Below are 22,529 nucleotides of genomic sequence, written 5' to 3'. Positions count from 1 at the left end.
GGAATGGATAACGAGAATCAAGGACAAGACCGGCGGATCAGAAATGTCGATCTGACGCAAACAATGCGGAGCTCCTTCTTGGACTACGCCATGTCCGTCATCGTGGCCCGGGCTTTGCCGGACGTCCGCGACGGATTGAAGCCGGTTCAGCGGCGGATCCTGTACGGGATGAACGAGCTGGGCGTGACTCCGGACAAGCCTTACAAGAAGAGTGCCAGAATCGTCGGGGACGTCATGGGTAAGTACCACCCGCACGGTGACTCCTCCATCTACCTGGCCATGGCCCACATGGCCCAGGACTTTGCCTACCGCTACATGCTGGTAGACGGGCATGGCAACTTCGGTTCCGTCGACGGCGACCGGCCGGCCGCCATGCGTTACACCGAAGCCAGAATGAGCAAGATTGCCGTGGAAATGCTCCGCGACATCAACAAGAACACGGTTGACTGGCAGAGAAACTACGACGACACGGAAAACGAACCGGCCGTCCTGCCAGCCAGAATTCCTAACCTCCTGGTCAACGGTTCCAGCGGTATCGCGGTCGGGATGACCACCAACATTCCGCCGCACAACCTGTCTGAAGTCATTTCCGGCATTCACATGCTGATGAAGAACCCGGACGTGACGACCAAGGAACTGATGAAGGCCATCCCAGGGCCGGACTTCCCGACCGGCGGGATCTTGATGGGCCGGGGCGGGGTCCTGCACGCATATGAAAGCGGCAAGGGCAACATCGTCGTCCGGGCCAAGACCGAAATCGAAACAGAAAAGAGCGGGCGGGAAAGAATCATCGTCAGCGAGATTCCTTACCTGGTCAACAAGGCCGAACTGGTCCAGAAGATTGCTGAACTGGCCCGCGACAAGGTGATCGACGGCATTACCGGGGTGCGGGATGAATCCGACCGGAGCGGGATGCGGATCACGATCGACGTGCGCCGGGATGCCAGCGCCAGCGTGGTTTTGAACAACCTCTTCAAGGAAACCCAGATGCAGTCCAACTTCGCCATGAACATGGTGGCGATCGTGGACGGGGCACCGAAGTTCCTGACCTTGAAGCAGATGCTGCAGTACTACCTGGCCCACCAGGAAGACGTCATCACCCGCCGGACCAAGTTTGACTTGGAAAAGGCTGAAGCCAGAGCCCACATCCTGGAAGGTTTGCGGGTGGCGCTGGATCATATCGACGAAATCGTCAGCCTGATCCGGAACTCTGAATCAAGCGACATCGCCAAGGCAGGCTTGATCAGCCGCTTTGACCTGGACGACCGCCAGGCCCAGGCTATCCTCGACATGCGTCTAGTCCGCCTGACCGGTTTGGAAAGAGACAAGGTCGAAGGCGAATACCAGGAGCTTTTGGTCAAGATTGCCGACTACAAGGACATTCTGGCCAAGCCGGAAAGAATCGACCAGATCATCTACGACGAGTTGCTGGACATCCAGAAGCGCTTCGGCGACAAGCGCCGGACCCAGATCACGGCCAGCGAAGTGGTCACGATTGAAGACGAAGACTTGATCGAAGAACAAGACGTCCTGTTGACTTTGACCCACCAGGGCTATGTCAAGCGGATGCTGATCGACGACTTCAAGACCCAGAACCGGGGCGGTAAGGGGATCAAGGGGATGGGCGTCCAAAAGGGCGACTTCATCGAGCACCTGCTTTACTCAAGCACCCACGACTACCTCTTCTTCTACACCAACAAGGGCAAGGTCTACATGAAGAAGGCCTACGAAATCCCGGAATACGGCAGAAGCGCCAAGGGCCTGCCAATCGTCAACCTCCTGCAGCTGGAGAAGGGCGAGCACATCCAGACCGTGGTCAACCTGCCACAAGGGCATGATGACGACTATGCCTTCTTCATCACCAAGCTGGGGACGGTCAAGCGGACCAAGATCCGGGAATTTGAAAACATCCGGACCAACGGTTTGATCGCCTTGACCTTGAAGGATGGCGACGAACTCTCCAACGTCCTGACCACTGACGGCCAGCAGAACATCTTGATCGCCACCCACCAGGGCTACGCCGTGACCTTCAATGAAGATGACGTCCGGGCCATGGGGAGAAGCGCGGCCGGCGTCCGGGGGATCAACCTCCGCGAAGGCGACTACGTGGTTGGCTCCGGGATCCTGAAGCCGGAAGATGAAGTTCTGACCATCTCGGAAAAGGGCTACGGCAAGCGGACCGCGGCCAGCGAATACCCGGTCAAGGGCCGGGGCGGCAAGGGGATCCAGACCGCCAAGATCGGCGAAAAGAACGGCCCTCTGGCTGGCGTGGCCGTGGTTGATGGGCAAAGCGACATCATGCTGATCACCACTGACGGGATCATGATCCGCTTCAAGACTAGCGATGTCTCCCAGACTGGCCGGTCAACCATGGGCGTCCGTCTGATCAAGGTAGCTGACGGCAATGCCGTGGCAAGCATGGCGGTCGTGCCGGCTGAAACCGAGGACGAGGCTGAAGGCGAAAGCGAGCCGGAAACGGAAGCTTAGCAGCAAAGAAGCAGAAAAAAGTAAGATAAAATAAAAAATTACCAGCATTTTTGGCGTAATAGTTAGTGGGAAGAAAATCCCGGATCACGTGTAAAAAATGTTTGGTAATTTTTTTATTTTGTGCTAAAATTAGGCATTGCGAGTAATTAGATCAATTACTCCTTGTTCTTGATTTTAGCAAGAACCATTTAGTCCAAAAGGAGGTGCAATAGTCTATGACAACCAAGTACGAAATTACTTACATCATCAAGCCAGACGTTGACGATGAAGCAAAGAAGGCCATTATTGACAAGTACACTAAGGTGATCGCTGACAATGGTGGTGAAATGGTTGAAGCTAAGGACTGGGGCAAGCGTCGTTTCGCATACGAAATCGAAAAGTATCGTGAAGGTAGTTACTACATCATGACCTTCACTGCTGAAGACGCTGCTGCTGTCAACGAATTTGCCCGTTTGAGCAAGATTGACGACTCAGTTCTGCGTTCAATGACTGTCAAGTTAGACAAGTAATTATAGTTTTCCGTAATACAGGAATAGGAAGGAAATAAGTATGATCAATAATGTTGTACTTGTTGGCCGTTTAACACGTGATCCTGAATTACGTACTACTGGGAGCGGCATCTCGGTTGCTACGTTCACTTTAGCCGTTGACCGGCAGTTTACCAATGCATCAGGCCAGAGAGAAGCGGACTTCATCAGCTGCGTGATTTGGCGCAAGGCTGCGGAGAATTTCTGCAACTTCACCAGCAAGGGCAGTTTGGTGGGCATCCAGGGCCGGATCCAGACCAGAAACTATGATAACAAGGACGGCCAGCGAGTTTACGTGACAGAAGTCCTCGTGGACAACTTCTCACTGCTCGAATCACGCCGCGAGCGTGAAAGCCGTCAGCAAAACGGCGGGTTTGGCGGCTACGGCCAAGGTCAAAGCCAAAACTCCGGCTTTAACTCCGGATTTGGCGGCGGCAGCGGCTACGCCAACAACAACGCCTTCGGCAACCCGGCCCAGTCAAACGGGCCAGCTAATGCCGGATTCAATGAAGATAACAAGAAAGACGGCTTTGCCGGCGGAGACACGAACCCCAACCCGTTCGACGGCTCTGACGATGCAATCAACGTCTCAAATGACGATCTTCCATTTTAAAATTACACAAGAAAGGATCTGAAGACATGCCTCAACAAAGAAGAGGTGGTCGTCGTCGCCGCAAGGTTGACTTCATCGCAGCCAACCATATCGACTACGTAGACTACAAGGATGTTGATCTGTTGAAACGTTTTATCTCAGAAAGAGGTAAAATCTTGCCACGTCGTGTCACTGGTACTAGCGCTAAAAACCAACGCAAGGTTGCTAACGCTATCAAGAGAGCCCGGATTATGGGCCTTCTGCCATTCGTAGCTGAAGACTAAACAGCAGGATCAATGAGCAAATAAAGAGACCGAAGGAGCTGGACTCCTCCCGGTCTCTTTTTCTTTTCTGTTTTGTGGCGGGCGGCAATAGGTTATAATGGGAGTAGTTTAATCTGCTTTAAAGATGTGGAAGAATTTTATGAAAAACTTTTTACGCAAACTTGAATTGCCAGAATTCGTCCGGGATTCCAGATTAATCATTGCCTTCTCCAGCGTCGCCTTCTTGACGATGCTGAGCACGGTTGTGGCTTTCTTTATCAACCGGATCTTCGGGGTGGCGCTTTTGCTGGTCCTGATCGTGGATGTCTTTTGGATCGTTTTCAGTGTTTACATTCTCGCGAAAAATACCAACAATTACGCGGCTAACCTCTCCTACCGGATTAAACGGGGGGAGCAGGAGGCCATGATCAAGATGCCGCTGGGGATCCTCCTTTACGATGAGTCCCGGCACATCCAATGGGTCAACCCTTACTTGCAGCTCTATCTGGGCGACAAGGACGCCCTAGGCAAGACAATTACGGCGGTCGACCGGAAGCTGGGCAAGCTGGTTGAAGAAGCCCTTGAGGCCCAGACTTCGGAAAGCAAGGTGGTCAAGTGGGGAGACCACCAATTTGAAATGGTTGTCCAAGACAGCATTGGGGTTATCTACCTGCTCGATATTACCCGCTATGCTGACCTGGCCGACAAGTACCGGGCTGAGCGCCTGGCTATCGGGCAGATTTTTGTCGACAACTACGACGAGCTCAGCGAGCGGATGCATGACCAGGAACTGGCCAGAACCAGCACCTACCTGCAGACGACCTTGAACGACTATGCCAAGAAGTTCAAGGCCTACTTGAAGCGGATCGATGAAGACCACTTCTTGCTTCTGGCCCACTTGCAGGACCTGGAAGCCATGGAAGAAGACAAGTTCTCAGTTTTGGACAAGATCCGCCTGGAAACCAGCCGGAACAACACTCCTTTGACCTTGTCGGTTGGGATTTCCTACGGGGGCGAGTCACTGAGAAAGATCGCCAACCAGGCCCAGGCCAACTTGGACCTGGCCCTTGGCCGGGGAGGGGACCAGGTGGTCCTTCGGGAATTGGGCCAGGTAGCCCGTTTCTACGGGGGCAAGTCCAACCCAATGGAAAAGCGCACCCGGGTCCGGGCCAGAATGGTTTCTCAGGCCTTGGGTGAGCTCTTCAAGGATGTTGACCAGGTCTTCGTCCAGGGGCACCAGCGGCCTGATATGGACTCTGTCGGCAGCGGGATCGGGGTCGTCAAGATCGCCCGCCTGCACGGGGTCAAGGCCCACTTTTTGTTGGACACGGCCCACTGCAACTATGACGTTGACCGCCTGGTCAAAAAGATGCAGGCAGCTGACCCCCAGCTGGACCTTTTTGTCAGCCCGGATGAGGCCAACGCGGTCGCGACGGACAACTCCCTTTTGGTCATGGTGGACCACTCCAAGTACTCCATCACTTATGACCAGCGCCTCTATGACCGCTTGAAGAACCGGATCGTGGTGATCGACCACCACCGGCGGGGGGAAGAATTCCCGGAGAACCCGATGCTGACCTACGTGGAGCCATATGCTTCCTCAGCCAGCGAACTGGTGACGGAAATGGTCGAATACCAGCAGCCGGCTGAGGACAACCGGGTCTTGACCAACCTGGAAGCCACGGCCATGCTGGCCGGGATCACGGTCGACTCCAAGGAATTCTCCCTCAGAACTGGGACGAGAACCTTTGACGCGGCCAGCTACCTGCGGTCGATCGGGGCGGACTCCTCGGTGGTCAGCGAGCTTTTGAAGGAAGACATTTCCAGCTTCCTGGTCAAGAGCCATCTGGTGGCCAGCCTGCAGATGCTGCGGCCGAAGATGGCGGTCATGCAGGGGCCGGAGGACAAGGTGATCGATCCGATCTTGACGGCCCAGGCAGCTGATACGGCGCTGGACTTGGAAGGGGTGTCGGCATCTTTTGCCATCACCAGAAGAAGCGGGGACAAGGTCGGGATTTCGGCCCGGTCGATGGGCCACATCAACGTCCAGGTGATCATGGAGAAGCTGGGCGGGGGCGGCCACTTGTCCAACGCGGCGACCCAGATCAAGGATATAACGGTCAAAGAAGCCAGTCAGCGGCTGCTAACGGCAATTGACGAATATTTGGAAGAAAACAGTTAAAGAAGAAAAGGAGCCATGAAAGATGAAAGTTATTTTTATGCAAGACGTTAAGGGCAGAGGCAAGCGGGGCCAGGTCAAGGACGTGCCGGACGGCTACGCTCAAAACTACCTGATCAAGCGGGGCCTGGCCAAGGAAGCCAACAAGGGCAACCTGAACACCCTGAAGCGGGTAGAAGCTAATGAAAAGGCTGAATACGAAGCTCAAAAGGCAGCTGCCCAAGAGATCAAGAAGCAGCTGGAAGCTGATGAAACTGTAGTTGAACTGAAGTCCAAGGCCGGCAGCGACTCCCGCCTCTTCGGTTCAATCTCCAGTAAGAAGATCATCGAAGGCCTGGACAAGCAGTTCGGCATCAAGCTGGACAAGCACAAGCTGCAGCTGCGGGAACCAATCAAGGTTCTGGGCTACACTAATGTGCCAGTCAAGCTCTTCAAGGGCGTTGAATCAAAGGTCCGGGTCCACGTTACCCAAGAAAATTAAGAAGCTGAAAGAAGCCGTGATTGATGGATAATCTTGTCACGCAGCAGATCCCGCATGATTCTGCTGCTGAAAAAGCCGTTTTAGGGGCGATTTTCATTGATCCCGAAGTCATCAACGAAGTCAGCTCGGTCTTAGAGCCGGCTGACTTCTATGAACATGCCAACCGCCTGGTTTACAGCGCTCTTTTGGCCCTCTATGACGAGAGCAAGTCAATCGACCTGGTCACCCTGCAAGAGGAGCTTAAGCGGCGGGGACAATTGGAAGAGCTGGGCGACATGGCCTACGTGTCAGAGCTTTTACTGGCAACGCCAACTGCCTTTCACGCCAAGGACTATGCCCGCATCGTCCACCAGAAGGCCCAGCTGCGCAATTTGATTAATGCCAGCCAGAAGATCATCTCCAGTGCCATTCAAGGGTCCGACAGCGTGGATGAGATCCTCAGCAACGCTGAAAATGAGATCATGAACGTCTCCAATGAAAAGGGGAGCGGGGGCTTTCATAAGATTGAGGACCTGGTTGCCGGAGCCTTTGAGCAGATTTCAAATAATGCCCAGAATCAGGACGCGGTCACGGGTTTACGGACGGGTTTTGCCTATCTGGACGAAATGACGACGGGGCTGCATGATGACGAATTGATCATTTTGGCGGCCCGGCCGGGTGTCGGGAAGACCTCTTTTGCTATGAACATCGCCAAGAATGTGGGCGTTACTGAGAAGAAGCCGGTAGCGGTCTTCTCCCTGGAAATGTCTGGTGAGCAGCTGGTGCAGCGGATGCTGGCCTCAACGGGCCTGATCGACTCCCAGCACCTCAGAACGGGGATCCTGGACAGGGATGAGTGGAACCAGCTGGAGATGGCAGCGAGTGTCTTGCGGCAGGCGCAAATCTATATCGATGACACGCCGGGGATCAAGATCAGCGAAATCCGGGCTGAGTGCCTGGCCCTGCAAAAGGAGCTGGGCGACCTGGGCCTGGTCGTGATCGACTATCTGCAGCTGATTGAAGGGCCAAAGACTGAGTCCCGCCAGCAGGAAGTTTCCGCGATCTCCCGCCAGCTCAAGAAGATGGCCAAGGAATTGCATGTGCCGGTAATTTCCCTGTCGCAGTTGTCGCGGTCAGTTGAGCAGCGGCAGGACAAGCGGCCAATTTTGTCAGACTTGCGGGAATCCGGGTCAATCGAACAGGACGCCGACATCGTTGGTTTCCTCTACCGGGACGACTACTACCGGGATGAGGATGCTGACGGCGAGGAAGCGAAGGAAGATCCGGAAAACGTTGAAGTTGAAGTTATTATTGAAAAGAACCGGTCAGGCCGGCGGGGATCAGCCAAGCTGATGTTCTCCAAGCCTTACAACCGCTTCTCCAACCTGGACCCAGGCCATGAGGCCCAGGGGTAGGGGAAAGACAGCAAAAAAGCGCGAATCATTGCTGATTTGCGCTTTTTGTTATTCTTGCTTGATGTCGTAGGCCTCAAAGAAGATTGGCCCTTTCTTTGAGTCATTGAAATTCGGCCGGTCCTTGTAAGGGTCCTGGCTTCTGTTGAAGGGCAGGGGAAGGCTCTGCCGGGCCGTTTCAATAATATTGTTAAAAATCTGCCGGAAGATAGTCCGCATTTCCGGATCCATGGCAAAGTATGCCCGGCCAAAGCGGTAGCTGCCGGTAAAACCACTGATCTGCTTGATCTGGGTGATGTCCAGGCTGCCAAAAGCATCAAAAAGAGCGGACCACATCTGCCCCCTTTTTTCCGCGGGAATCTGGTGGTTGAAGGCGATCAAGGAGTGGCGGATCACCCGGGCGGTAGCCGTGAGGCCCTCTTGCGCCAAAACATAGCTGTCCCGGCCAACGCTCCAGGTTCTTGGGTCGTGCTGGCTGAGTGCTGGCTGGGTGCACTTGACGACCAGGACGCGCTCAGTATGGTCCAGCATGCAGCCGACAATGGAGCTTTCCGGGATGTAGGTCTTCATCTTCTTGATATTGTCCTGGAAGCCGCTGGTCCCGTAAATCTGGTGCCGGTAGCCAGGTCCGTCAAAGCTGTAGGACTTGATGACCCGGGCTTGGATTTGCTGGTCAGCAAAGGCCAAAGCATAATGGGCGTAGTTGCCCCCCTTGGAGTGGCCGGTGATATAGATCCGGTTATTTGGGTAAGCCTGGCCGATTTGGTTAAGATACTTAGCGGCTAGCCTCTGTCCGGTAATTTCCGGTGTATAATTCATGACCATGTCCTCGTTCCAGCCGATCATGGACTGGTCGGTGCCCCGGTAAGCGACCAGGATGGTCCGGTCGTCCAGGCGGAAGGCGCCCGCGTTGAACTGGATAGGTTCAGGCTCAATCTCCATCTTGTTGACCCAGTCCAGGACGGTCAAGTCAGCCAGGCGGGGAGACTTGGGCAAGAGCAGGAGCTCGACTTTTTCCAGATTTTGCCAGCGGTCAGGCTCACGTTGGTAGATGGACTGGCAGACCTCGCCTAAGCTGTGGCCAACCGTGCTGCCGTCAAAGGGAAGGTAGGCCAGGGATGCCATTAAGGAAGCATCCAGGCTGTTGAAAGGGTAAGTTTGAAAAGGCAGATCGCCTCGCCAGCGCAGATAGTCTAATGTTGATGCCATCGTAAAAACTCCTTAGCTAACATTGTACATTATTGCGCGAAAAGCGGGACGGGGAAGGCTTTTTATTGATTGAATCTAATTCTTTATTTACAAAAAACTTCAAAGGTGTATGATTGTGGAATAGAATGAAAAGGAGATGAGACGAATGAAAGTTGTAACAGTTAAGTCAATCTGGCTGACCCTGCTCACGGTTTTGAGCTTTGTCCTGCCATTTTGGGGCTGGTTGCCACTGGTGTACTTGTACAGCCAACGGCAGGATCCGGCCATGCAGGGGATGGAAAAGACGCTTAAGCTCGCGGTTGGCGTGCAAGTAGGGTACTTGGTGATTTTGGCGGCAATCTCCTACTTCTTTGCCCCGATTCACGGTTAAAAACAGATAATTTCAATTTTTTAGTAAAAAGCTCTTGTCAAGGACACGTTTTTATGGTTTAATTAATAACTGTGTTAAGGCACAAGAGTCGCTGACTTAGCTCAGTTGGCAGAGCACTTCACTAGTAATGAAGGGGTCGGAGGTTCGAATCCTCTAGTCAGCATATGTTAACCGTCACCTGCAGGGTGGCGGTTTTTTCTTGCCTAAAATCCTTCAAGCTTTTATAGAAATTGCTTCATCCGGTTTGGATTATAATCTAACTAGTAGTATGAAAATTACAGAAATCTGGAGGAAGAAAATGGCACTCATTGAACTCAAGCAGGTGGCCTACCAGGCGGGCGACCAGGAAATCCTGCAAGATGTCTCCTTCTCAGTGGAGGAGGGGGACTATCTCACCTTGACCGGGCCGTCAGGCAGCGGGAAAAGTACTACTTTGAAGCTGATCGCGGGCTTGATCTCGCCTACTAAGGGAGAGATTTTTTACAAGGGGGAAAATCTTGATAGCCTGGACCTGGTCCAGTACCGCCGACAGGTATCCTATTGCTTCCAGCAGCCGGCCTTGTTCGACGAAACAGTTAAGGACAACCTGGCTCTGCCTTTTGCCATCCGCAAGCGGGAGTTTGATGAAAAGCGGGCCCAGGAAGCCTTGAAGCAGGTGGATTTGCCAGCTGACTATTTGGACAAAAAGATTACCACCCTGTCTGGCGGGGAGAAGCAGCGGGTGGCTTTGATCCGCAACCTGCTTTTCCGGCCGGAGGTCCTCCTTTTGGATGAGGTGACGACCGGGCTGGATGAAGAGAGCAAGCAGATCGTCCACCAGCTGATCGCCCGGGTGCACCAGGAGGGGACCACGATCGTGCAAGTGACCCATGACCAAGAGGAGCTGGCCGCTTCCAAACAGCTCCTGCAGATGGAAAAAGGAGGAGTCTTGAAATGAAATCAATGGCTGTCAGCGATCTGTCATTAATCTTATCTTTTGCCCTGGTTCTGGTGTCCGTAGCGATTTCCTGGAAGGAAAAGCTGGGCTTGACCAAGGATATTTTTTATAGCGTTGCCCGGGCCATTGTCCAGCTGGTCATCGTCGGCTACGTCTTGAAGTTCATCATGCAGGTCAACAATGCTCTTTTGACCCTCTTGATGACCTTGTTTATCATTTTTAACGCGGCCTGGAACGCCAACAAGCGGGATCCCAACCCGAACCGCCAGCTCTGGCAGTCAATCGTGGCCCTCTTGATCGGGACTTACATCACCTTGGGCGTTTTGCTGCTGACTCAGACGGTGAAGCTGAAGCCGATGCAGATTATTCCGATTACGGGGATGATTGCTGGTAATGAGATGGTGGCCCTGGGTCTGTGCTATAAGGCTTTAGCCACGGGTTTTCATGACCAGCGCCAGCAGGTTTTGGAAAAAATCGCCCTCGGGGCTGACGTGAAGACGGCCAGCATGACTATCCTGCGGCGGAGCATCAAGACTGCCATGCAGCCGACGATCGACTCGGCTAAGACGGTGGGGCTGGTCAACCTGCCGGGGATGATGTCCGGCTTGATTTTTGCCGGCGTGGACCCAGTTTACGCCATTAAGTATCAGATCATGGTCACCTTCATGCTTTTATCAGCGACCGGCCTGGGCGCCGTGATCGCGGGCTACTTGTCCTACCGCAATTACTTCAACAAGCGGAGCCAGCTGCGGGAAGAGCAGTAGCAATGAGTACATGACTTGACGCGCATCAGTAAGGTTTGACAAAGAGCCATTTTTATCATGAAAAAAGCTCTAACTGCCTTTGTGGCAATTAGAGCTTTGTTTGTTTCTAAAATTAATTCGTGATCCGGCTTACTTCACGTTGGCAGCCTTGATGTAACGGCCGACGTTGATCCGGTAGTAAGTCTTTTTACCGATCTTCCGCTTGCCGCCGTAAGTGAAGACCTGCTTGCCCTTCTTCAAGGTAGAAACTGACTTTACCCGCTTGCCCTTGCTGTTGTAAGTCCAAGCATTGTGAACCAGCTTGCGGGCAGTACCGTCAACGTTGTTAACATTGATGTACTGGTTAGTCCGGATCTTGTAGTAGTTGGTTCTGCCGATCTTGACGATCCCGCCGATCACGTAAACGTAAGTGTACGCGCTCTTGTAAGCACCGGTTCTCTTGCCGGCGGAAGTGTAGACGTAAGACTTAGCCATGATCTTCTTCTTAGTCTTGCTTACAGGTGCTTGACTGGCTGGCGTCTTAGATGAGCTTGATGAAGAACTGGATGATGAGCTGGAGCTGATTGACAGAGGCAGAACTGAGATGTTCCCGTCAACGTTCAGACCCTTCCAGTTTTCAGTGAACTGCCAGATGATGACCCCGTTCATTGACGGGAAGTATGAAAAGTCTGGCGCGTCGATCCGACCTGAGCTGGTGTAGTAGGCTACCCACAGTGAGTTAGGGTAGGCTGCCGTAACCGTGCGCGTGTTGATCGCGTTGTTCAAAAGGTAAGAACCAGAGTAGAGCAATGGCTGGTAGCCAGCTGCCTTAACCTTCTTCATGAAGGCCATGATGGCCCTGGTGTTGGCGCTTCTGCGCCCGCTGGTTGAGTTGCCGCTGCTGGTTTCCCAGTCGATAGCTAGGTATGAGCCTGCTGGCAGCTTGACTGCCTTGGCGCTGGCGATAGCGTAGCCCGCTTCACGCTTCGCTCTGGATGAGCTGGAACTGAAGTTGGCGAAGTGGTAGGCCATTGGCAACAGTTTGTTGGCCTTGGCGCTGGCTACTTGTGCCTTGGCGTTTGGATTTCGGTAGCTGGTGCCTTCGCTGACCTTGACAATGACGAACTGAGCGCCCGCCTTGCTGTATTTGCTCGTGCTGGTTGGCTGGTAGCTTGACACGTCGACTCCATAAGAACGGCTGCTGGCGCTGGTCGTGCTGGCCTGTGCCAGGCCGGCGAAGCTCATGCTTACAGCTGTCGTCAATGTGGAGACTAATGCAAGCAGTTTAAGGTGTTTAAGCTTCATGTATCTGGTACTCCCATTAAAAAATTGTGTGATTGAAAATGCTCAAAATAAGTGGTTTATTTTGCAACAATTCTCATTATATAACTGTAATGTTACAAAACCTTGACACAGCCTTTTCTAATTCTTAAATAATATTACAGTTTTTAGCACTGAAAAGGCTTCCCTTTAAGCAGATCGTTTGAGCTTGCTTGCCGACTTATGTAAAATACCCTTTGTCGTTGTCATTGAACCAGTAATATAGATAAGGAAGCGAATAGGAAATGCAGATTAGAAAAGCAGAATTGAAAGATTTTGACCAAGTGATGGCGATCCTGCAGGACGGACGCAACCAGCTGGCGGAAAGCGGGATTGACCAGTGGCAAGGAGACTATCCGAACCCAGACCATGTCCGTCAAGACATCGAAAACGGCTACGCTTACCTGGCCAAGGCCGACGATGGGGAAACCGTCGGGACCTTGACTATCATTCCAGCGCCGGACCACGCTTACGACCAATTGGACGGCCACTGGCAAGTTGACACGAATGACTACGTTACCATCCACCGGGTGGCTATCCACTCCGACCATACCGGCCACGGCTATGCTTCACAGCTCTACCAGGCAGTGATCAACTACTTTACCAGCGGCTTCAATGACATCAAGTCAGTCAGAGTCGACACCCATGAGGACAACCTGCCTATGCAGCACTTGATCGAAAAGAGCGGCTTTAAGCGGGTGGGCACCCTGCATGGGGTCTACCGGGAAAATGAGACCAGCTACGTTTACGAACTTCTGACTGCTTAAATTATACCTACTAAGTAATAAGTAAGTTATATAATCGAACAGCTTAAAAATAATAGCTGTTTTGAAATTCGTAAGGAAAAGGTCATAATTCTGTCACAACTATCTTGTATATTAGATTCGTAGCTTGAGGTTGTGGAGAGCCACAAGTTGCAACATCCAAATTTCTTTTATTTTTCTTTCCTCAATGTAACATTGCATTGAATTTTATACATACACAACACATTCCTAACCAAAGTCAGTTGTTCTTCTAAGCAACTGGCTTTTCTTGTGCTCTGAAAATGAAAATGTCCGTGTTATACTAGTTATTACCAGATTAGAAAAAACATAGCACGAATTGCTTTCATATTTTTTTAAGCAAGCATATAATAGAGCTACTGAGCAATAAGGAGGGGCCAAAAGTGAAATCAGTCTTGATCAGTCAAGATCTATCCTGTGTTGGTCAAGTCTCGCTGGCGGTCGCCTTGCCCGTGTTAGGGGCCAGCGGCCTGCAGACCGCGGCTTTGCCAACAGCAATTTTGTCAACGCATACGGGCGGGTTCGGGGAGAACACCTTCCTGGACCTGTCGGCCAGTCTGCCAGATATTTGGGCGCACTGGGACAAGGAAAATATCTCTTTTGACGCCATCTATTTGGGCTACCTGGGCCAGGCGGCCAGCCGGGTCTGGGAGAAGGGGCTGGAAGAATACAGCCGGCAGGGGAAACTCATCCTGCTGGACCCGGCTATGGCTGATCACGGCCGTCTCTACCGCGGCTTTGATGACTGCTATGTTGTCCAGATGCAGCGCTTGGCCCGGCAGGCAACGATTTTGACGCCCAACTTGACCGAAGCTCTGCTGCTCTTGAATGAGCCGGTGGACTTTACTGAGATTGACAGCCACCGGGCTTGCGTGATCACCCAGCGCCTGGCCCAGAAGTTTGCCCTGTCCCAGGTGGTTTTGACCGGGGTGCCCCTGGCCGACAACCGGATCGGGGTTTACGGGCTCAGCCGGGGCGGCCGGGTTTGGGAAAGAACCCAGGACCGGATTCCGCACAGCTATTTTGGCACGGGGGACCTTTTTGCCAGCAGCCTCTTGGCCGGCCTGCTTCACGGGCTGGACTTGCAGCAGGCGGCTGGCGTGGCCGGGGACTTCGTGGCCAAGGCAATCCTGGCGACTGATTTGAACCAGGACCAGCGCTTTGGCCCTAATTACGCGGCGGCCCTACCTTGGCTTTTGCAGCAATTGCAAAATTAGTGTATTGATCAGCTATTTTAAGGAGGGGAATAATGCGCGATGAACAGAATTCTTTAAGAGCAGTCGTGATGACCGGCTTGTTTGCGGCCATGATTTATATCGGCATCTGGGTCCTGCGGATCCCGCTGCCGGCAGTCGTTGGCCGGCCTTTCATCCACTTCGGCAATATCTTGACGGCCGTGGCCATTCTCTACCTGGGCTTCCGTAACGGGGTCCTGGCGGGGATCATCGGCCTGGGCGGCTTTGACATCCTCAACGGTTACGCGGCTACCAGCTGGCTGACCATGCTGGAAGTCGTAGTCGTGGCGGCCGTTTTGTCCGCTGTCTACAAGGGCATGAAATATAACGACAGCAAGAAGAACATTATTATTTTGGCGGTCATCGCCGGGGTAACCAAGATTTTTACCTCTTACGCGACGACGGTCGTAGAGGCCTTGATGGCCGGGACGGCTCTGCAGCCAGCCCTGGTAGCGTCCTTCTTGAGCCTGCTGGCCACGGTGATCAATTCCTGCTCAACCGCGGTTTGCACGCCGATTCTCTACTTTGCATTGAAAGATATTACCGTCCGCGTCATGAAGCGGGTACACTAAAAGGCTTCCCGGCTGGGAAGCCTTTTTAATTGCCAAAAAGCTGGTCGGCGATTTTAGCCGGCAGGGGATCAGGCAGAACCAGGTCCAGGCTGACCGCGCTCTTGCCCTTGAGGCTGACCTCGCGGACAGTGGCGGGATCGATTTTTGCCGAGCCCAGATAGTAAAACTTCGGGCCGTAGGCGTCCGCCCGCTTAACGAAGACCGGAATCCGGGTGACCTGCTGGCCAGATTTCGTCCCCCGCAAGAGCTGCTGGACTTCCGGGGAAGAGAGGTGGCGGGGAGTTCTGGTATACCAGGCCAGGCGCTGGCCGCGGGCTTGGTTGTCATAGCGGGCGTTTCGCTGCTCCTGGTCAGTTTTTTGATAAGTGATAAAAACTGGGCAGACATCGCCACTCAGCCGGTAGCCGTACATGGGCCGGCTGACGTCTAGCGGCCAGTTGAGCAGGCGGCAGACCTCCTTGCGGTCGTAAGCTGCGTAAAGGGTGAAGTCTTGAGCTGGGTCTTTTTCCTTGGCGAGGAAGAGGCCAGTTGCGACCGCGTCTTTAAACAGACGGAGGAAGTCGGGACTAGCTTGGACGATCTGAGGATTTAAGGACCAGCAGCCGTCCTTTAAGCAGGCGACAGGCTCGCCGCCGTACTTGGCCTTCTGGGTAGTTGATCCGCTTTTGACATCATAGAAGTCCAAGGAGAGGATGACTTCCAGAGATTTTTCCAAGGCGGCTGAGTCGTAGGCCCCGTAATTTTGCAAAAGAGCTTGGAAGTCTGTCTGACTGATTTGGCCTTTTGGCAAAAGAGCCTGCAAAAGCAAAAGCTCATGCGGCCGCTGACCTGGGGCCAGTTCCTTAGTAACGAAGGAGAGGACCTGGCTTTCGTAAGAGGATAGCTGGCAGGGCTGGCCCATTTTTTCCAGGAAGGCTCCGTAGTGGGGCAGGGACTTGTTGTCCAGCCAGAGGCGGGGTGAGACCTGACCCTTTGTGGCGAAATCCAGCAAAAGGGGCGGCCGGCCTAGCTGCTGGGTTAGGTCCGCGTAGGCTTCCCGCAGCTGCTTGAGCGAGTCCAGCTTGACCTTGTCCAGGGAGGCCAGGATCTCCTGGCTGGCGATCTGGCTGAAGTTGATGGTGGATAGGCCGGCAAAGCTGACGGTTTGCAGCTGGTACTTTAGCTGGTCGCGGGAGAGCTTTTTCCCGGCTAAGGCCAGGGGGATCAGGTAGTTGTTCTGGTAGTTGCCGATGAAGTCCAGGACGGTGACGAAGTCTTGGCCTGGGTAGAGGCGCAGGCCCCGGCCAAGCTGCTGGATAAAGACCGTGGCTGACTGGGTGGCCCGGAGCATGACGATCTGGTTGAGGGCGGGAATGTCCACGCCTTCGTTGAAGAGGTCGACCGTCACCAAGTAGTGGAGGCGGCCGCTTTCCAGATCCTTGACCGCCTGCCGTCGGACGGCTGGAGAATCCTGGTTGGTCAAGGCCTGGGCTGGCTGGCCCTGGCTCGTGAAAGCTTCCGCCAATTTCCGGGCCTCTTCCTGCCGGCTGCAGAAGACCAGGCCGCAGGGGCGGGAACCGCTATAGCCGTAATAATCCAGTTCTTTAAGGAGGTAGCTGACCCGCTTTTTTGCGCCCAGCCAGCGGAGGTCGCTGAAATCATCGGAAGTCTGGCCGTCAATTTCATAGTCGCGGATACCGATATAGTGGAAGGGCGTGAGCATTTTGCTTTCCAGGGCATCAGCCAGGCGGATCTCATAGGCTAAATTGTAGTCAAAGAGGGCAAAAATATCCTGCTGGTCCATTCGCTCCGGCGTGGCTGTCAGACCCAGGCAAAAGGCCGGGCTGAAGTGGCTGAGGACTTTTTGATAGCTGGGCGCAGCGGACCGGTGGGCTTCATCAATCAAGATGTAGTCATAAAAATCAGCTGCCTGGCTGGCTAGAAACTGGTCCTGGGAAACGGTCTGGATGGTCGCGAAGGTGTAGCGGGCCTGCTGGTGGCTGGTCCCGGTCAAAAGGGCGAAGTCGCTGCCCTTGCCACCGATAACCTTTTTGAAGGTCTCCAGGGCCTTGTGGGCGATCTCTTCCCGGTGGACCAGGTAGAGGAAGCGGCGGGGGGCAAAGTCTTTGACCGCCAAAGCCGCCAGGTAGGTCTTGCCTGTCCCGGTAGCGGAAACCACCAGGGCCCGGCGGGCGTCGCTTTTGACTAAGGCTTGGAGATTTTCCAGGGCGGCTGCCTGCATCTGGTTGGGAACGATCTTTTCCTGTTTCACGTGTAACACAGGCTTGGCTGGCGGCTGCCAGCTTTTTTCATAGTCAGCCAGCCAGAGGCGGGTCAGGGGCTGGCTTTTGGCAGTCAAGTCCGCTAAAGCCGCGGCTAGTTGCTGGGTCAAGGCCGAATCGGTTTGGGAATCAACCTTGAGGCACCATTCCTGGTTGGCCAGGAGGGCGGAGCGGGTGAAGTTGGCGCTGCCGATGACGGCGGTCTGCCAGTCCCCGTGGTCAAAGAGATAGCCCTTGGCATGGAAGGGACCGTCCACGATCCGGACGGTAAGATTGGAAATTTTTAAGAGCTCGGCGAAAACCCGGGGCTGGTTGAAGGCCAGGTAGGTCCCGGTAATGATGGTGCCGCGGACCCCGCTGGCTTGCAGGTCTTCCATAACCAGCTTGAAAGGAGGCAGCATGTCGGCGGTAATGAAGGCCACGGCCCAGGTAAAGGACTGGCAGGTCAGCAGCTGCCGGCGCAGGGTCTGCCAGATGTTTTCTTGCTGATTGCTGACGAGCCGGGGCGGGCTCAAGGGAGAAAGTTCCATAGATTCGACCTCACTGGGAAAAAGATTTTTTACCATCATAACACAAGGGAGCAGCGGGGAAGATAGGAAAAGAACTATGTTACATGTGAAACAGTCAGTGCTATAATAATGATGAAAATAACAAAAGCTTTTTTTACAGAGGAGAGAGCAATGAAAGTAAAGGAAATCCGGGCCCTGGCCCGGGAAAATCTGAAGCAGATCCCGAAGAAGGTCTACATGCCGATGGGTCTGCTTCTGATTGTGGCAAATATCATACCGAATGTCGTTGACCAGGCCACTGACTCCAAGTCCGGGGCCGGAGCCAATATCATCTTTTTCCTTTTGGAAATCGCGGCCGCGCTTTTGACGGCTAACGGCTACATCTTCTTTGATCGCTGGCGGAATAAGATCCAAAAGGGCGGGGAAGAGCCGAATGCCTGGTGCGGCCTAACCGGCTAGCACCTGGCCCGGCTGGCGGTCTACGGGGTGATTCAGGCCTTGATCATCGGGACCGTGGCCGTGGCGATCGCGGCCGCGGTGGTTGGGTCAGTCATTCCGCAAGTGCCGCTGTCAGTAAGCATCATTCTTTTGATCTTGCTGGTAGTTTTGCTGGTCTGGATCGAGTTGCGCTTAACCTATGTCGTCTACGTGATCGACGATGACGTGCGGACCGGGCAGAAGCGGTCAGTCTGGGCAGAAATCGCGGCTGGCTGGAAGCTGACCAAGGGCTGGGCTTGGAAGCTGCTTTGCTTGAACCTGTCCTTCTTGGGCTGGTACATTTTGACTGCCTTTACCCTGGGAATTTTGGGTATCTGGCTGATGCCATACTACAATTTGGCAATCGCCGAAACTTATGAGCTGAGCAAGGAAGACAAATAGTAATCTCGAACTGTAGACGCGCTGAGGCGCGTCTTTTTTTTACGGGCGGGGAAGAATAGCTTATAATTTTTAATAGAAAGGACGTGATGCAGATGGCACAAGCCTTATATATCAGCGAGGTTCAAATGGACCTGAACGAATACACCAGGATGGCCATGAAGGTGACAGAAAAGAGTCGGCGGTGGATCATCATGATCGCGGAAGCAATCTGGATCGCGGCCGGAGCGGTGGCTTTCGCCTTGAAGCAGTATGACTTTACGGTTATGTTTGCCCTGGTGATTGCTTTTTACCCAGCGGCAATCGTCTACCTCTACAAGCGGCGGCTGAAGAAAATTTACGCGGGCATGCCGGCCACCAAGGATGACTACGTGCGCTACGAATTTTACCCGGACCACTTCCTGGTTTTGACCAACCGGGGGGACGGGGAATACCGCTATGGCCAGATCACCCGCTATATTGAAACTGACGAGGAAATCATCATGATGCCGGCCCCGGACCAGGGCATGCTGCTTTTGAAGAAAAACTGCAGCCCGGACTTGATCAAGTTTTTACGGGAGAAATGCCAGCGGTAGTTTCACGTGGAACACAGCGAAAATGGCAAATTGCCGGAAAAGCTGTTAAGATTAAGAAAACAGGCTTTTTTAAAAAGGAGCAGGTAAAAAATGAAGTTTTCCCATAAATTGAGTGACGCGGTCCACCTGCTGGCCTACATCGAGATTTTTCCCGATGATGACCTGTCCAGCCGGGCGATCGCGCGCAGCATCGTGACCAATCCCAGCATGGTGCGGAGTCTGATGATGGACTTGCGCAAGGCAGGGCTTTTGAAGACCAAGCAGGGGAGTGCTGAGCCGGAACTGGCCAAGCAACCGGAGGAAATCAGCCTTTACGATATTTTCGCGGCGGTCGACATGGACCACCACTTGTTGCACGTCGATGAAGACACGGAGCAAAAGTGTCCGGTTGGCGGCAACATTCAAACGCCCCTGGTTAAGGCCTACGCGGAAGTGGAAGAGGCGGCTTTTGCCAAGATGCGGGAGATCAGCCTGCAGGAAATTGTCGACCAGATAAAAGAAGAAGGGCAGCTTGCCTAATTACGTCAGCGAAAGCTGGCGTTTTTTTATGGAAATAGATGTTGACTTTAAAAATACATGCGTTAGAATTAATGTAGATTTAAAAATAACAAGTAAACAAAAATACAAAGAAAAAAGAAACTAACGGAGGCAATTATGAAGTACGCTATTTCAGCAGCTACTGGCAATTTTGGCCAGACCGCGGTCAAGAAGCTGGTTGATGCAGTTGGGGCAGAAAACGTAGTGGCGATCGTCCGCAATGAAGAAAAGGGCAAGAAGCTTTTGCCAGCCGGGATTGAAATCCGCCAGGCCGACTACGGTGATGAAGCAGCTGTAGAAAAGGCCCTGGCCGGCGTGGACAAGTTCCTCTTTATTTCCTCTCAGCCAGGCGGGGCAGTAACTAGAGCTGACCAGCACAAGAACGTGGTTGAAGCTGCTAAGAAGGCTGGCGTTGGCTACGTGGCTTACACCAGCTTCCCGAAGGCCAGTGAAAGCGACAACTGGCTGGCAGCTGACCACAAGCTGACGGAAAAGCTGCTTAAGGAGAGCGGGATCAAGCACTCCTTCCTGCGCAACAACTGGTACTTGGAAAACGATCTGTCATTCCTGGCTCCAGGTCCGGCCAACCGGATCTACTGGGCAAATAACTTTGCCGGCTGGGCACCGGAAAGTGAATATGCCGCAGCAGCGGTTAAGGTTTTGACTAGTGATGATCCAAAGGAAGTTTATGAATTTGCCGGCCCGAAGCGGAGCTACGAGGATCTGGCAGCGGCCTTGAACGCGGCAACTGGTGAAGACACTGCAGCCAAGCAGGTCAGCCAGGACGAGTACGTGCAGGTCTTGGAAGGACTGGGCTTGGATCATGATACGGCGGCAATGTATGCCAGCTTCCAGCAGCCAATTGATGATGGCTCATTGACTGAAGAAAGCAGCGACCTGAAAGAAGTTCTGGGCGGCTTGACTCCGCTGGACCAGGCAATTAAGGAACTTTTGGCAAAGTAGCTTTGGCAGATACTTTTTTCGGAAAAAGCAGGTATAATGTAGGAAAAGTTACTTGTTTTTGAAAAAAGGAGCAGAACAATGCCATTTGTACACATTGAACTCTTGGCTGGCCGGACGCCAGAACAACTGGAAAAGATGATGAAGGACGTGACCCGGGTGATCTCAGAAGACACTGGCGCGCCAAAGGAACACATCTCCGTGATCATCAATGAACTTGGCAAGCAGCAGCTGGCTCAAGGCGGTGAATGGAGAGAACCACAAGCCTAAAGATTTTGACTCACCCCTGGCGGGTGGGTCTTTTTTTCGGGAAAATAACAGGTGGGAAATAATGTGCAAAGTGAATCAAAAGGGAAGGAGGGCTAGAGAGGCAAAGGATGAGGGGCCTTTCCTAAAAGGAAAAATCTTAGTAAAATTAGTATAAATATCTGCTAAACTTGGTATAAGTTCTATGATAAGATGATAGGTGAAAAGTGAGTAGAAAATAACGACTGAGGCGAAAGCGGAAGATAAAACGCAACACAGCACTAGAAAGCCAGCACTGACAAGGAAGGGTCAGGGCTGGCTTTTGTTTTCGGAAAGAAAAGGGGGCTGGCGGCTGCTGCGCTGCCGATTTTCCATTACGACTAAATCGTAATAAAGTCGAAATCGCGCCAGACCGGGCTTTGAGCACTGCCGGCTGCAAAAAAAGTTCCTAACACAGATAATGTGTCTCGAACGGAGGTAGTAAAAATGATTACCAGTATCAAACTTTTGGAAGCCAACCAGATCCTGGCCCAGGTCTTAGACAGCGAGCGGGGCAGTGAGATCAACGTCAAGAAGTTTTGCAAGCTGGCTGCATGCTCACGGCCAACCTTTTATGCCCACTATGGCAGCATGCGGCAGCTTAGTGCGGAATTACTATTAAAGAAGCTGGACCAGCACTTGTACTTTGTCACCGGTGATTATGGCAATGGACTTAAGAGGCTATTGACCTATATGGAAAAAGACCGCTGTTTCATTTTGAATCTGCTGGCCTTGATTGATGCAGAGAAGGGGAAAATCAAGGGCAAGGAGTTTGCGGCCCGTTTTCCGCAGAAAGTCGAGTGGCTGCTGCGAAAGAAGACAGTTTGCTATGTTGATGCTCATTCCTTAAGCGGGGATTATTCGATTAAGACCTTGAACAATGCCGCTCACATTATCTATGCGATCCTGTACGAGTGGCTGGCTGAAGGCCTGCGGCTAAGCGCGCGGGATGTCTATGACCGCTGTCAATTGGCGATTGAGATTGTCGAGGGTCAGACAAATAAGAAAGCGCTTTTGTAATTTCGGAAAGAAAAAAGCAAAAAACTTTTAGAAAAAATATCAGCAAAAAATCCTTGTTTTCCGAACAAAGAAAGCAGAAATGAAGTAAAAATGACTACTATCCTTGATATCCCTGAACGAGACCAGGCCCCTCCTTATCACAACTCTGCCGGGTGTTTACAATGTAAACCGTATGAAAAGTCAGATTTGACCTTTCAGAAATAACGAGTATACTAATATTTGTTGTCGCGGCGAAGAAGGAATTCGCCGGAGACACGAAAAAGAAAATATCGAAAACCTGTTGACAAGAAGTCAACAAGCGAGTAAGATATAAAACGTTGCGTCACTAAGACGCAAGTTGGTACTTTGAAAACTGAACAAAGTTTCGCAGTGTGCGGGTCAAACATTGTTTGATCCAAACAAATAAGCGAAGTCAATT

At 52.8% G+C, this 22,529-nt stretch carries 20 protein-coding genes, 1 tRNA gene and 2 pseudogenes; 20 read left to right on the top strand and 3 right to left on the bottom strand.

Features of this window, described 5'->3' with window-relative positions:
- Positions 1–3: 3 nt before the first annotated feature.
- The 7 genes from gyrA (at position 4) to dnaB (ending at position 7,923) form a co-directional block, all read left to right on the top strand.
- The gene (gene gyrA, locus Q0J41_RS07045; protein WP_296227757.1) at positions 4–2,487 is read left to right on the top strand and encodes a DNA gyrase subunit A; all 2,484 of its coding nucleotides are present in this window, start codon (positions 4–6) and stop codon (positions 2,485–2,487) included.
- 215 nt (positions 2,488–2,702) lie between these two features.
- Complete coding sequence (gene rpsF / locus Q0J41_RS07040) at positions 2,703–2,996, top strand: 30S ribosomal protein S6 (RefSeq protein ID WP_003612647.1); 294 nt, start codon at positions 2,703–2,705, stop codon at positions 2,994–2,996.
- A 40-nt stretch (positions 2,997–3,036) separates the two neighbouring features.
- Complete coding sequence (ssb, locus tag Q0J41_RS07035) at positions 3,037–3,627, top strand: single-stranded DNA-binding protein (RefSeq protein WP_296227748.1); 591 nt, start codon at positions 3,037–3,039, stop codon at positions 3,625–3,627.
- 26 nt (positions 3,628–3,653) lie between these two features.
- Entirely contained in the window at positions 3,654–3,890 is a 237-nt protein-coding gene (rpsR, locus tag Q0J41_RS07030) for a 30S ribosomal protein S18 (protein WP_003612635.1), read from the top strand.
- Between the two features lie 139 nt (positions 3,891–4,029).
- Entirely contained in the window at positions 4,030–6,051 is a 2,022-nt protein-coding gene (locus Q0J41_RS07025) for a DHH family phosphoesterase (RefSeq protein WP_296227739.1), read from the top strand.
- Positions 6,052–6,073: 22 nt separating this feature from the next.
- Positions 6,074–6,529, top strand: coding sequence for a 50S ribosomal protein L9 (rplI, locus tag Q0J41_RS07020; protein WP_296227737.1), 456 nt, complete (start codon positions 6,074–6,076; stop codon positions 6,527–6,529).
- Positions 6,530–6,552: 23 nt separating this feature from the next.
- A complete protein-coding gene (gene dnaB, locus Q0J41_RS07015; RefSeq protein WP_296227735.1) occupies positions 6,553–7,923 on the top strand; it encodes a replicative DNA helicase in 1,371 nt (456 codons plus the stop codon).
- A gap of 48 nt (positions 7,924–7,971) precedes the next feature.
- On the opposite strand, the gene Q0J41_RS07010 is transcribed toward dnaB, so the two are convergent.
- Positions 7,972–9,129 carry a DUF2974 domain-containing protein gene (locus Q0J41_RS07010; protein WP_296227732.1) on the bottom strand — a complete coding sequence of 386 codons (1,158 nt, stop codon included), beginning with the start codon at positions 9,127–9,129 and terminating at the stop codon, positions 7,972–7,974.
- 145 nt (positions 9,130–9,274) lie between these two features.
- On the opposite strand from Q0J41_RS07010, the gene Q0J41_RS07005 reads away from it, so the two are divergent.
- The 4 genes from Q0J41_RS07005 to fetB all read left to right on the top strand — a co-directional run bounded on the left by Q0J41_RS07005 (position 9,275) and on the right by fetB (position 11,200).
- Positions 9,275–9,499: a hypothetical protein gene (locus Q0J41_RS07005; RefSeq protein ID WP_296227731.1), complete on the top strand. Its 225-nt coding sequence runs from the start codon at positions 9,275–9,277 to the stop codon at positions 9,497–9,499.
- A gap of 90 nt (positions 9,500–9,589) precedes the next feature.
- A tRNA-Thr gene (locus Q0J41_RS07000) sits at positions 9,590–9,662 on the top strand.
- A 135-nt stretch (positions 9,663–9,797) separates the two neighbouring features.
- Positions 9,798–10,436: an ATP-binding cassette domain-containing protein gene (locus tag Q0J41_RS06995; RefSeq protein WP_296227729.1), complete on the top strand. Its 639-nt coding sequence runs from the start codon at positions 9,798–9,800 to the stop codon at positions 10,434–10,436.
- Complete coding sequence (fetB, locus tag Q0J41_RS06990; RefSeq protein ID WP_296227727.1) at positions 10,433–11,200, top strand: iron export ABC transporter permease subunit FetB; 768 nt, start codon at positions 10,433–10,435, stop codon at positions 11,198–11,200. Before Q0J41_RS06995 ends, fetB begins: the two co-directional genes overlap by 4 nt.
- A gap of 129 nt (positions 11,201–11,329) precedes the next feature.
- Here fetB and Q0J41_RS06985 read toward each other — a convergent pair whose 3' ends face one another.
- Positions 11,330–12,484 carry a GH25 family lysozyme gene (locus Q0J41_RS06985; protein WP_296227726.1) on the bottom strand — a complete coding sequence of 385 codons (1,155 nt, stop codon included), beginning with the start codon at positions 12,482–12,484 and terminating at the stop codon, positions 11,330–11,332.
- A 260-nt stretch (positions 12,485–12,744) separates the two neighbouring features.
- Between Q0J41_RS06985 and Q0J41_RS06980 the strand changes: the two genes are divergently transcribed.
- The 3 genes from Q0J41_RS06980 (at position 12,745) to Q0J41_RS06970 (ending at position 15,088) form a co-directional block, all read left to right on the top strand.
- On the top strand, positions 12,745–13,266 hold the full coding sequence (locus tag Q0J41_RS06980) for a GNAT family N-acetyltransferase (protein ID WP_270449309.1): 522 nt from the start codon (positions 12,745–12,747) through the stop codon (positions 13,264–13,266).
- A 398-nt stretch (positions 13,267–13,664) separates the two neighbouring features.
- Entirely contained in the window at positions 13,665–14,498 is an 834-nt protein-coding gene (locus Q0J41_RS06975) for a pyridoxamine kinase (RefSeq protein ID WP_296227723.1), read from the top strand.
- Between the two features lie 32 nt (positions 14,499–14,530).
- Positions 14,531–15,088, top strand: coding sequence for an ECF transporter S component (locus Q0J41_RS06970; RefSeq protein ID WP_296227720.1), 558 nt, complete (start codon positions 14,531–14,533; stop codon positions 15,086–15,088).
- A 25-nt stretch (positions 15,089–15,113) separates the two neighbouring features.
- Here Q0J41_RS06970 and Q0J41_RS06965 read toward each other — a convergent pair whose 3' ends face one another.
- A complete protein-coding gene (locus Q0J41_RS06965; protein ID WP_296227718.1) occupies positions 15,114–17,879 on the bottom strand; it encodes a DEAD/DEAH box helicase in 2,766 nt (921 codons plus the stop codon).
- A 150-nt stretch (positions 17,880–18,029) separates the two neighbouring features.
- On the opposite strand from Q0J41_RS06965, the pseudogene Q0J41_RS08575 reads away from it, so the two are divergent.
- The 6 genes and pseudogenes from Q0J41_RS08575 (at position 18,030) to Q0J41_RS06930 (ending at position 22,111) form a co-directional block, all read left to right on the top strand.
- Positions 18,030–18,737: pseudogene (locus Q0J41_RS08575) on the top strand (DUF975 family protein).
- A 92-nt stretch (positions 18,738–18,829) separates the two neighbouring features.
- Positions 18,830–19,309, top strand: a complete 480-nt coding sequence (locus Q0J41_RS06950) for a YcxB family protein (protein WP_296227712.1) — start codon at positions 18,830–18,832, stop codon at positions 19,307–19,309.
- A 90-nt stretch (positions 19,310–19,399) separates the two neighbouring features.
- Positions 19,400–19,828 carry an Rrf2 family transcriptional regulator gene (locus Q0J41_RS06945; protein ID WP_296227710.1) on the top strand — a complete coding sequence of 143 codons (429 nt, stop codon included), beginning with the start codon at positions 19,400–19,402 and terminating at the stop codon, positions 19,826–19,828.
- Positions 19,829–19,963: 135 nt separating this feature from the next.
- Positions 19,964–20,809, top strand: a complete 846-nt coding sequence (locus Q0J41_RS06940) for an NAD(P)H-binding protein (RefSeq protein WP_296227708.1) — start codon at positions 19,964–19,966, stop codon at positions 20,807–20,809.
- 75 nt (positions 20,810–20,884) lie between these two features.
- A pseudogene (locus Q0J41_RS06935) lies at positions 20,885–21,076 on the top strand (2-hydroxymuconate tautomerase); the annotation flags it as partial.
- Positions 21,077–21,538: 462 nt separating this feature from the next.
- Complete coding sequence (locus Q0J41_RS06930; RefSeq protein ID WP_296227706.1) at positions 21,539–22,111, top strand: hypothetical protein; 573 nt, start codon at positions 21,539–21,541, stop codon at positions 22,109–22,111.
- The last annotated feature ends 418 nt before the right edge of the window (positions 22,112–22,529 follow it).

Origin of the sequence: uncultured Lactobacillus sp. (genome assembly GCF_944327175.1) — a bacterium.
GTDB lineage: Bacteria > Bacillota > Bacilli > Lactobacillales > Lactobacillaceae > Lactobacillus.
The sequence above is the reverse complement of the archived record's forward strand: the minus strand, read 5'-3'. Positions and strand labels throughout refer to the sequence as shown.

What these genes read in the sequence shown, in the direction of transcription:
- Q0J41_RS06980 (WP_270449309.1), top strand. Translation starts at nt 12,745, where the DNA reads ATGCAGATTAGAAAAGCAGAATTGAAAGATTTTGACCAAGTGATGGCG.
- Q0J41_RS06970 (WP_296227720.1), top strand. Translation starts at nt 14,531, where the DNA reads ATGCGCGATGAACAGAATTCTTTAAGAGCAGTCGTGATGACCGGCTTG.
- Q0J41_RS06995 (WP_296227729.1), top strand. Translation starts at nt 9,798, where the DNA reads ATGGCACTCATTGAACTCAAGCAGGTGGCCTACCAGGCGGGCGACCAG.
- rpsR (WP_003612635.1), top strand. Translation starts at nt 3,654, where the DNA reads ATGCCTCAACAAAGAAGAGGTGGTCGTCGTCGCCGCAAGGTTGACTTC.
- Q0J41_RS06930 (WP_296227706.1), top strand. Translation starts at nt 21,539, where the DNA reads ATGATTACCAGTATCAAACTTTTGGAAGCCAACCAGATCCTGGCCCAG.
- gyrA (WP_296227757.1), top strand. Translation starts at nt 4, where the DNA reads ATGGATAACGAGAATCAAGGACAAGACCGGCGGATCAGAAATGTCGAT.
- fetB (WP_296227727.1), top strand. Translation starts at nt 10,433, where the DNA reads ATGAAATCAATGGCTGTCAGCGATCTGTCATTAATCTTATCTTTTGCC.
- Q0J41_RS06950 (WP_296227712.1), top strand. Translation starts at nt 18,830, where the DNA reads ATGGCACAAGCCTTATATATCAGCGAGGTTCAAATGGACCTGAACGAA.
- ssb (WP_296227748.1), top strand. Translation starts at nt 3,037, where the DNA reads ATGATCAATAATGTTGTACTTGTTGGCCGTTTAACACGTGATCCTGAA.
- rplI (WP_296227737.1), top strand. Translation starts at nt 6,074, where the DNA reads ATGAAAGTTATTTTTATGCAAGACGTTAAGGGCAGAGGCAAGCGGGGC.
- Q0J41_RS07005 (WP_296227731.1), top strand. Translation starts at nt 9,275, where the DNA reads ATGAAAGTTGTAACAGTTAAGTCAATCTGGCTGACCCTGCTCACGGTT.
- Q0J41_RS06945 (WP_296227710.1), top strand. Translation starts at nt 19,400, where the DNA reads ATGAAGTTTTCCCATAAATTGAGTGACGCGGTCCACCTGCTGGCCTAC.
- Q0J41_RS07010 (WP_296227732.1), bottom strand. Translation starts at nt 9,129, where the DNA reads ATGGCATCAACATTAGACTATCTGCGCTGGCGAGGCGATCTGCCTTTT.
- rpsF (WP_003612647.1), top strand. Translation starts at nt 2,703, where the DNA reads ATGACAACCAAGTACGAAATTACTTACATCATCAAGCCAGACGTTGAC.
- Q0J41_RS06940 (WP_296227708.1), top strand. Translation starts at nt 19,964, where the DNA reads ATGAAGTACGCTATTTCAGCAGCTACTGGCAATTTTGGCCAGACCGCG.
- dnaB (WP_296227735.1), top strand. Translation starts at nt 6,553, where the DNA reads ATGGATAATCTTGTCACGCAGCAGATCCCGCATGATTCTGCTGCTGAA.
- Q0J41_RS06985 (WP_296227726.1), bottom strand. Translation starts at nt 12,484, where the DNA reads ATGAAGCTTAAACACCTTAAACTGCTTGCATTAGTCTCCACATTGACG.
- Q0J41_RS07025 (WP_296227739.1), top strand. Translation starts at nt 4,030, where the DNA reads ATGAAAAACTTTTTACGCAAACTTGAATTGCCAGAATTCGTCCGGGAT.
- Q0J41_RS06965 (WP_296227718.1), bottom strand. Translation starts at nt 17,879, where the DNA reads ATGGAACTTTCTCCCTTGAGCCCGCCCCGGCTCGTCAGCAATCAGCAA.